The sequence below is a fragment of the Streptomyces sp. NPDC086077 genome (assembly GCF_040686175.1).
GTDB lineage: Bacteria > Actinomycetota > Actinomycetes > Streptomycetales > Streptomycetaceae > Streptomyces.
On record NZ_JBFBJT010000059.1, the window covers coordinates 34,539 to 43,380 of the forward strand.

An 8,842-nucleotide genomic window follows, 5' to 3' on the forward strand; every position below is an offset into this window, starting at 1 on the left:
GCCTTTTCCGGCGGGTCGTTCGTGCCGCTGGGCACGCGCGCTCGTTCTTCACGGCGGGGCGGTCGGTGCGCCGTTCCGGGTGAGCTGGATGTAGGAGCATCAACCGATGGGCGAGGGGTTACGCATGACCGACACCGGCCAGGTCCCGGGCGAGGGGCTGCCGGAGAACGCAGGCCTGGCGGAACAGCCGGGCGTCTCCGTTCCCGGCGCGTACACCTACGTCTCCGAGGCGTCCGCCGAGGAGGAGGACCTGCTGCTCCCCGGCGCGCAGGGGGCTTGGGGCAACGAGGTGGCCCCGCCGCCGCCCGAGCCGGTCGTCGAGGCCCTCCACGAACCCGGCGCGCACGAGATGTCCGGACGTGACAGCGGCTCGGTCGACCTGACCGGAGTCCGCCTGCCGGGCCCGACGCCGGCCTCGCCGTCGCCCGCGCCCGCCGCCGCGCCGCGCCGCCCGCTGCACCTGGGCCCGCCGATTCCCGACGCCTCCGCGAGCCCGGTCCGCTCCCTCGCCGACCGCGGTCCCGCGGGCGCGCCCGTACGGCAAGTGGGGCCGCCCACCACCGGGCCCGAATACCTCGACGTCCCGCAGGTGCGGGAGATGCCGCAGCAGGGTGCGGTGCCGCAGGGTTCCCCGCCGTGGGGCGGCCCCCGGACCGCCGCGCCGCAGCCGACCGGGGCGCAGACGCCGGTGGGCGCGGAGGTGACGCCTGCGGAAACGGTTGTTCCGGTTGCTGTCCCGGCGGGGCAGGTGTACGAGCACGCACACGCCCAGGTCCAGGGCGAGGCGGCCGCGCAGGCTCAGGGCGAGGCTCAGGGCCAGCCCGAGGTGTACGCGCAGTCCGTGGCGCAGGGTGAGGCGCACGCGCAGTCGATGGCGCAGGGCCCCGCGCAGGGTGAGGCGCACGCGCAGTCGATGGCGCAGGTTCCTGCGCAGGGTGAGGCCCACGCGCAGGCCGAGGTGCCCCCGCCTGCCCCGGCGGAGGCGCACGGGCCGGCGGAGGCGCACGGGCCGGCGGAGGCGCAGGCGGTGTCGGAGCCGGTGGGTGCGGCGCAGGCCGCGATGGCGCGGATCGCTGCGGAGGCCGGAGCCTCCGGGACGCCCGGGTACGGCGACGCCCACGCCGCCGAGGCGGAGGCCGCCGCCGATCCGGCGTTCGGCCCCGAGGCGGACACCGAAGCGTCGGTTCCCGCACAGCAGGGCGCCGCGGACGCGCAGCCGTTCGTCCCCGACGCCGGTGAGCCTCCGAGCGCCCCGGTCGTCGCGGAGGAGGCGACGCCGAGCGCCGAGCCCGGGTCCACCCCAGAGCCGGAGCAGCTTCCCGGAGCCCCGGAGGGGGCGCCTGCCGACGGTGCCGAGGAAGCCCAGGCCGCCGCGCCGGCACTCGGCCCCGAATCCGTGTTGCAGCCGGACCACGACATGGCGCAGGTCCAGGACGCGGGTGCGGCCGAGCCCGCGCTCGCCCCCGAGGCGGCCCCCCTCGCGCCCGAACCCGCCCGGGCCCCGGAGCCCCAGGACGTCGCCGAGCCGCTCACACCGGCCGCCGCCGAATCCGCGCCGCAGCCCGAGCAGCCCGTCGCCGCGGACGGGGCGGCGGAGGCGCAGGTCGCGGCTCCGGTCGTGGCCCCGGTCACGGACGAACTCCCGCTGCAGCCCGTCCCGCACGCCGAGGACGCGACGGCCGAGGCGGGCCCGGGCGCGCCCGTCGAGCAGCCGCGGGACAGCGCGCCCGACGCCGTCCCGGCGCCGCAGCCCGACCAGTCGCTCGGCCGGTTCGTGCCGGTGGAGGGCACCGTGCCGACCACCCCGCATCTCGCGCCCACCCCTCCGCACCCCATCGTCCTCCCCGCCCAGGAGCAGGCGCCCGAGTTGTCGGCGCAGCCGGAAGCCGTGGCCATGGTCCCCGGCCCCCGCGAGGCCGACCCCGCGCCGGCCCCCGAACCCGTTCAACTGGTGCAGAACGCTGATGACCTGGACACCCGGGGCGCCGACCAGGAGGACCAGCGCGATCTGCTCGACCAGCAGGACCTGCTCGACCAGCAGGACCTGCTGAACCAGCAAGAGCTGCTGAACCAGCAAGAGCTGCTGAACCAGCAAGAGCTGCTGAACCAGCAGAACCAGCAGAACCGGCTCGACCATCAGCACCCGCAGGGCCCCCAAGCCCCGCAGGACCAGCAAGCCCCGCAAGACCAGCAAGCCCCGCAAGACCCGCAAGACCCGCAAGAAATGAGCACGGCCCCCGTGGCAGAAGCACAGCAGTCCACCGGCCCCGCCGCGCCCGCATACGACGACGCCGAGCGCGAGGCCGTACTGAAGGTCATGCGCGAACGGCGTGACATCCGCAACGGCTTCCGCAGCGACCCCATCCCGCACGAGGTGCTGTTGCGCGTCCTCGAGGCCGCCCACACCGCGCCCTCGGTCGGGCACTCGCAGCCCTGGGACTTCGTCGTCATCCGGTCCGCCGACACCCGGCGCACGATGCACGAACTGGCCATGCGCCAGCGCGAGGCCTACGCCAAGTCCCTCCCGAAGGGCCGGGCGAAGCAGTTCAAGGAACTGAAGATCGAGGCCATCCTCGACACCCCGGTGAACATCGTCGTCACCGCCGACCCGACCCGCGGCGGCCGGCACACCCTCGGCCGGCACACCCAGCCGCAGATGGCCCCGTACTCCTCGGCGCTCGCGGTCGAGAACCTCTGGCTCGCGGCCCGCGCGGAGGGCCTCGGTGTCGGCTGGGTCAGCTTCTTCGACGAGCGCGAGATGGTCCGCACGCTGGGCCTGCCCGAGCATCTGGAGGTCGTGGCCTACCTGTGCGTCGGGTACGTCGACGAGTTCCCGGAGGAGCCAGAGCTGATGCAGGCGGGCTGGTCAAAGCGCCGCCCGCTGTCCTGGGTCGTCCACGAGGAGACGTACGGCCGCCGCGCCCTGCCCGGTGAGGAGCCGCACGACCTGCTGGCCGAGACCGTCGCCCAGATCCGGCCGCTGGACGCGAAGGCGCTCGGTGAGGCGTGGGAGCGGCAGAAGCGGATGACCAAGCCGGCCGGCGCGCTCGGCATGCTGGAGATCATCTCCGCCCAGCTGTCCGGCCTGTCCCGGCAGTGCCCGCCGCCCATCCCGGAGCCCGCGGCCGTCGCGATCTTCGCGGGCGACCACGGTGTGCACGCCCAGGGCGTCACTCCCTGGCCGCAGGAGGTCACCGCCCAGATGGTGGCCAACTTCCTCGGCGGGGGAGCGGTCTGCAACGCCTTCGCGAGCCAGGTCGGCGCCGAGGTCTGCATCGTCGACGTGGGTGTCGCCGCGGAGCTTCCGTCCACCCCGGGCCTGCTGCCCCGCAAGATCCGCCCCGGCACCGGCGACCTGACCACCGGCCCCGCGATGACCCGCGAGGAGGCCAGGCAGGCCATCGAGGTCGGCATCGAGACGGCCCGCGACCTGGTGGCTGCGGGCAACAAGGCGTTGCTCACCGGTGAGATGGGCATCGCCAACACCACCGCGTCCGCCGCCTTGATCTCGGTCTTCACGGGTGCGGACCCGGCGGAGGTCACCGGCCGGGGCACCGGCATCAACGACGAGACCCTCGCCCGCAAGACCGAGGTCGTGCGCCGTGCCATCGAGCTCCACCAGCCCGACCCGGCCGACCCCATCGGCGTCCTCGCCGCGATCGGTGGCCTAGAACACGCCGCCATCGTCGGGCTCCTCCTCGGCGGGGCGTCCCTGCGGACGCCGGTGATCCTGGACGGCGTGAGCGCCGGGGCGGCCGCCCTGGTCGCCCGCGCCATCGCCCCCGAGGTCCTCGCGGCCTGCATCGCGGGACACCGCAGCGCGGAGCCCGGTCACGTGGCCGCCCTGAACAAGCTGGGCCTGCGCCCATTGGTCGACCTCGACCTCCGGCTCGGCGAGGGCACGGGCGCGCTGCTGGCGCTGCCGCTGGTCCAGAGCACGGCCAGGGCGATGCACGAGGTGGCGACGTTCGACTCGGCGGGAGTGACCGAGAAGTAGGCACCTCGGGCCGGGGGAGCCGGGTGGGCGCTCCGTAGCACCCACCCGGCCCCGGCCGTACGCTGAACGCACTCTAAAATCCGCACGTCAGGGCTGCTCCGGAGCCGTAGCGCCCATCGCACGCCCGCACGAGGAGCCGCACCCTCATGGCCGAACACCCCGCCTACCCCGTAGGCCTCCGCCTCACCGGCCGCCGTGTGGTCGTCCTCGGCGGCGGCCAGGTCGCACAGCGCCGCCTGCCCGCCCTGATCGCGGCCGGCGCGGACGTCCTCCTCGTCTCCCCTCAGGCCACGCCCTCGGTGGAGGCCATGGCGGACGCGGGCGAGATCACCTGGGAGCGGCGGCCCTACGCCGAGGGGGACCTCGCCGACGCCTGGTACGCCCTGATCGCCACCAGCGACCACGAGGCGAACACCCGCGCCTCGGCGGAGGCCGAGCACCACCGCGTCTGGTGCGTCCGCTCCGACGACGCCGAAGCGGCCACCGCCTGGACCCCGGCCACCGGCCACAGCGAGGGCGTCACCGTAGCGATCCTCACCACGGACACCAAGTCCCGCGACCCCCGCCACACCGCCGCCGTCCGCGACGCGGTCGTCGAGGGCCTGCGCGACGGCACCCTGGTCGCCCCGCACCACCGCACCCGCACCGCCGGCGTCGCCCTGGTCGGCGGCGGTCCCGGCGACCCGGACCTGATCACCGTGCGCGGCCGCCGCCTGCTCGCCGAGGCCGACGTCGTCATCGCCGACCGCCTCGGCCCCCGCGACCTCCTCGCCGAACTGTCCCCGCACGTCGAGGTGATCGACGCGGCGAAGATCCCGTACGGCCGTTACATGGCCCAGGAGGCCATCAACAACGCCCTGATCGAGCACGCAAAGCAGGGCAAGTCCGTCGTACGCCTCAAGGGCGGCGACCCCTTCGTCTTCGGCCGTGGCATGGAGGAGGCCCAGGCCCTCGCCCAGGCCGGCATCCCGTGCACGGTCGTCCCCGGCATCTCCAGCTCCATCTCGGTCCCGGGCGCGGCCGGCATCCCTGTCACCCACCGGGGGGTCGCGCACGAGTTCACCGTGGTCAGCGGTCATGTCGCTCCCGACGACGCACGCTCCCTCGTCGACTGGCCGTCCCTCGCCAAGCTCACCGGCACGCTGGTGATCCTCATGGGCGTCGACAAGATCGGCAGGATCGCGGAGACCCTCGTCGCGCACGGCAAGCCGGCCGACACGCCCGTCGCCCTCGTCCAGGAAGGCACGACCGCCGCCCAGCGCCGCGTCGACGCGACGCTGGCGACCGTCGCCGAGACCGTGCGCGAGCGGGAGGTCAGGCCGCCGGCCGTGATCGTCGTCGGCGAGGTCGTCGGCGTCGGTCCGCGGACCCCCGCGTAACCCCGGGTAACACAACCCGTCCCGAGCCGTTGGCACCGTACGTACGACAAGGCAGTATCACCCTGTGGCCGATCTCATCACCGTCGAGGACCCCGGCGACCCGCGCCTGCGCGACTACACGGGCCTGACCGACGTCGAACTGCGCCGCAAGCGCGAACCCGCGGAAGGCCTCTTCATCGCCGAGGGCGAGAAGGTCATCCGCCGCGCGAAGGACGCGGGCTACGAGATGCGGTCGATGTTGCTCTCCGCCAAGTGGGTCGACGTCATGCGCGACGTCATCGACGAACTCCCCGCCCCCGTCTACGCGGTCAGCCCGGAACTCGCCGAACGCGTCACCGGCTACCACGTGCACCGCGGCGCCCTCGCCTCCATGCAGCGCAAGCCCCTGCCCACGGCCGCCGAACTCCTCCGGTCCGCCCGCCGGGTCGTCGTCATGGAGTCGGTCAACGACCACACCAACATCGGCGCCATCTTCCGCTCGGCCGCCGCGCTCGGCATGGACGCGGTCCTGCTGTCACCGGACTGCGCCGACCCCCTCTACCGCCGCAGCGTCAAGGTCTCCATGGGCGCCGTCTTCTCCGTGCCGTACGCCCGGCTGGACAGCTGGCCCAAAGGCCTGGAGTCGGTCCGCGAGGCCGGCTTCGCGCTGCTCGCGCTGACTCCCGACGAGAAGGCCAGGGCGCTCGATGAGGCCGCCCCGCACCGGATGGACCGCGTCGCCCTCATGCTGGGCGCGGAGGGCGACGGCCTGTCCACCCAGGCCCTGGTCGCGGCCGACGAGTGGGTCCGCATCCCCATGTCCCACGGCGTCGACTCCCTCAACGTGGGCGCGGCGGCCGCGGTCGCGTTCTACGCGGTCGCCACGGGCCGCCCCTCGCCGTAGCGTGGCTCTCCGGGCAGCGGGCTTACGGGGACTGCTCGAACGTCGACTCGTGGTGCTCGGCGAGCAACGCCCCCTTGGCCGGCGGCCGGTGGCCAGGCTGTACCTGTTCCTGCCGCTCGCCCGTGCCGCCCCGCTCGTCGCCGAGACCACGCGTCGACGCCTGGCAGCCCTGCACGACACCGATGCCGAGCGCCACGAGCAGCGTGACGACCACGAACACGAACAGCCGCTGTCGCAGCAGCCGCGGATTGGCCGGCCGCCGCCCGGTCCCGGTGGGCCGCGACGCCGGACGACCGCCCCCGCGCGGTGCCGTACGACTGCCGCTGCCGCTGCCGCTGCCGGAGCGGGTGGTGCCTCGCGCCGGCGTGTTCCGCGAGGCGGGTGTGGGCCGCGCCCCGGACCGGGAGGCGGAACCGCCGCTCCGGGAAGGAGCACCGCCGCCCCGGGACGGCTGTGCGCCCCGCGCCGGAGCGGGACCCCGCGAGCTGCCCGCGCTCCGGGGTGCCGGAGTCACCGGCCCGCCCTGCTGCTGCCGGCGCGGCGCGCGGTCGGGGTAGGTGTCGGCGAGCCGCCCGGTGGGCCGGTCCGCCTCGCCACCGCGCGGCGCGGGCGGCCGCCCCTCGATCAGGCCCTGCGCCTCACGTGCGGCGATCTCCTTCAGCCGCAGCGACAGCTCGAGCGTGCTCGGCCGCTCCTCGGGGTCCTTCGCCAGACAGGCCCGCACGAGGGGAGCCAGTGCGTCCGGCACGCCGTGCAGCTGGGGCTCCTCGTGGACGACGCGGTAGAGCATCACCTCGGAACTGCCGTGCCCGAAAGGTGAGTCGCCGGTGGAGGCGTACGCCAGGGTGGCGCCCAGCGAGAACACGTCCGTGGCGGGCGTGACCGTGGCGCCGCGCACCTGCTCGGGCGCGAGGAAGCCGGGCGAGCCGACGGCCGTGCCGACATGGGTGAGCGTGGAGGCCCCGGTCGCCCAGGCGATGCCGAAGTCGATGATCCGAGGGCCCTTGGGGGAGAGCAGGATGTTGGACGGCTTCAGGTCCCGGTGGACGACCCCGGCCTCGTGCACCGCGACCAGCCCCTCGGACAGGGCGGCCCCGACCGCGGCGACGTCGGCGGCGCCGAGCGCCCCTTCGTCGGCGACCTTGTCGTGCAGGGAGGGACCCGGCACGTACTGCGTGGCGAACCACGGCCGGTCCGCCTCCAGGTCCGCGGCGACGAGCCGCGCGGTGCATCCGCCGCGGATCCGCCGCGCCGCGGAGACCTCACGGGCGAAGCGGGAGCGGAACTCCTGATCCTCCGCCAGATCGGGCCTGATCACCTTCAGGGCGACCCGCTGGCCCTTCTTGTCGGAGCCCAGGTAGACCACGCCCATCCCGCCCGCGCCGAGGCGTCGGTGCAGCCTGAACGAGCCGACGACGCGCGGGTCCTCGCGCCTCAGGCGCATCATCGCCATGTTCATCCCCGCTGCCCGGTCCGTGTGACGTGGCACAGCTTACGTTTCCGTGGCCGCCCGCGCGCAGAGGCCGCGCCCTCCGGTCCGGATGGATTGTCAGTGCCGGGTGCGAGACTTGAGGGGTGGTCAGGGAGCGCGCCGTCGACGCGCCTTTGAGCCGTCCGCGCTTCCAACCACCTGTCGCAGAAGGGGGATTGGGTACATGAAGGGTGACCGGGTGGAGATAGTCGTGGACGCCGGGGACACGACACGTACGTACGAGGTGGTGGCGAGCAGGGCGGGCCGCCGGGTGGAGACGGCCGTACGCCGAGGTGTCGTGGAAGTGAGCGAAGTCACGCGAACCGGCGTTGTGGTCCGTACGGCGCGGTTCATGGCGAACCGGGTGCTGGCCCTGGTCGAGCAGCCGGTGCCCCGTGAGGACAGCTCGGAAAACACCGGACACACCGGGCGCCCCCTCCGGGGAGACCCCGAGACCTAGGCCCTCTTCTCCACCCAGGGGAGTACGCCCCGTCCCATGGCTCATCCTCCGGGAGGCCCGCCAATCGGTACGAGGGCATGACGCCCGGCATCCGCCGCGCACCTAGATTTGAGGTCAAGCGGCGGGTGCAGCACTCGTCCCCCGAGGTCAGGCACTCGCCGCTGTCACCGACAACTGAACGGTCAGGAGAGGGACCATGGCCTACACGGCACCGCGGACACTGATCCGCGAGCAGGGACGCAGGGCGCACGCCGCGTTCCGCCCGCGCCGCACGGGCCGCCGCCACCCCCTGGTGGCAACGGCCATGGCCCTTCCTCTGGCGGTCCTGCTCCTCGTCGTCTTCGACGGCTGGGAGACAGTGGCCACACAGGCGTCGTCCGTGGGCGTGATGCTGGGGCGCTGAGCGGCGACCCCAGGCCCGGAAGAGCGGTCCGGGCGGGGACATCCACCCATAACCCCGTGGGGACGGGGGTGCGGCGGACGGCAAAAATGCCGGCGCAGCTGGGGAGCTGCGCCGGCATTGCTTTTTCCTCCGGCGGCATGCCAACCCCACCGGTGACCGCCGACGCCTCACCGGCAGCCCGCGGAAACCTGCGGTGCCCACCGGCAGCCTGCGGTGCCCACCGGCAGCCTGCGGTGCCCACCGGCAGCC

General features: G+C 74.2%; 6 protein-coding genes. 5 read left to right on the plus strand and 1 reads right to left on the minus strand.

All coding sequences use genetic code 11. The features are described from left to right. Nucleotides 1-124 precede the first annotated feature (124 nt). The 3 genes from cobT to AB0O67_RS18915 all read left to right on the plus strand — a co-directional run bounded on the left by cobT (nucleotide 125) and on the right by AB0O67_RS18915 (nucleotide 6,259). The gene (gene cobT, locus AB0O67_RS18905) at nucleotides 125-3,997 is read left to right on the plus strand and encodes a nicotinate-nucleotide--dimethylbenzimidazole phosphoribosyltransferase (protein WP_365451413.1); all 3,873 of its coding nucleotides are present in this window, start codon (nucleotides 125-127) and stop codon (nucleotides 3,995-3,997) included. A gap of 146 nt (nucleotides 3,998-4,143) precedes the next feature. Next, the gene (gene cobA, locus AB0O67_RS18910; RefSeq protein ID WP_365451415.1) at nucleotides 4,144-5,376 is read left to right on the plus strand and encodes a uroporphyrinogen-III C-methyltransferase; all 1,233 of its coding nucleotides are present in this window, start codon (nucleotides 4,144-4,146) and stop codon (nucleotides 5,374-5,376) included. Nucleotides 5,377-5,440: 64 nt separating this feature from the next. Then, complete coding sequence (locus AB0O67_RS18915) at nucleotides 5,441-6,259, plus strand: RNA methyltransferase (RefSeq protein WP_365451417.1); 819 nt, start codon at nucleotides 5,441-5,443, stop codon at nucleotides 6,257-6,259. A 22-nt stretch (nucleotides 6,260-6,281) separates the two neighbouring features. Here AB0O67_RS18915 and AB0O67_RS18920 read toward each other — a convergent pair whose 3' ends face one another. Then, on the minus strand, nucleotides 6,282-7,718 hold the full coding sequence (locus tag AB0O67_RS18920; RefSeq protein ID WP_365451421.1) for a protein kinase: 1,437 nt from the start codon (nucleotides 7,716-7,718) through the stop codon (nucleotides 6,282-6,284). A 196-nt stretch (nucleotides 7,719-7,914) separates the two neighbouring features. On the opposite strand from AB0O67_RS18920, the gene AB0O67_RS18925 reads away from it, so the two are divergent. Next, nucleotides 7,915-8,190 carry a hypothetical protein gene (locus AB0O67_RS18925; protein ID WP_365451419.1) on the plus strand — a complete coding sequence of 92 codons (276 nt, stop codon included), beginning with the start codon at nucleotides 7,915-7,917 and terminating at the stop codon, nucleotides 8,188-8,190. Nucleotides 8,191-8,386: 196 nt separating this feature from the next. Then, nucleotides 8,387-8,593, plus strand: coding sequence for a hypothetical protein (locus AB0O67_RS18930; protein WP_189699657.1), 207 nt, complete (start codon nucleotides 8,387-8,389; stop codon nucleotides 8,591-8,593). The last annotated feature ends 249 nt before the right edge of the window (nucleotides 8,594-8,842 follow it).

Coding starts and splice junctions, on each gene's coding strand:
- cobT (WP_365451413.1), top strand. CDS start 125: ATGACCGACACCGGCCAGGTCCCGGGCGAGGGGCTGCCGGAGAACGCA.
- cobA (WP_365451415.1), top strand. CDS start 4,144: ATGGCCGAACACCCCGCCTACCCCGTAGGCCTCCGCCTCACCGGCCGC.
- AB0O67_RS18920 (WP_365451421.1), bottom strand. CDS start 7,718: ATGAACATGGCGATGATGCGCCTGAGGCGCGAGGACCCGCGCGTCGTC.
- AB0O67_RS18925 (WP_365451419.1), top strand. CDS start 7,915: ATGAAGGGTGACCGGGTGGAGATAGTCGTGGACGCCGGGGACACGACA.
- AB0O67_RS18930 (WP_189699657.1), top strand. CDS start 8,387: ATGGCCTACACGGCACCGCGGACACTGATCCGCGAGCAGGGACGCAGG.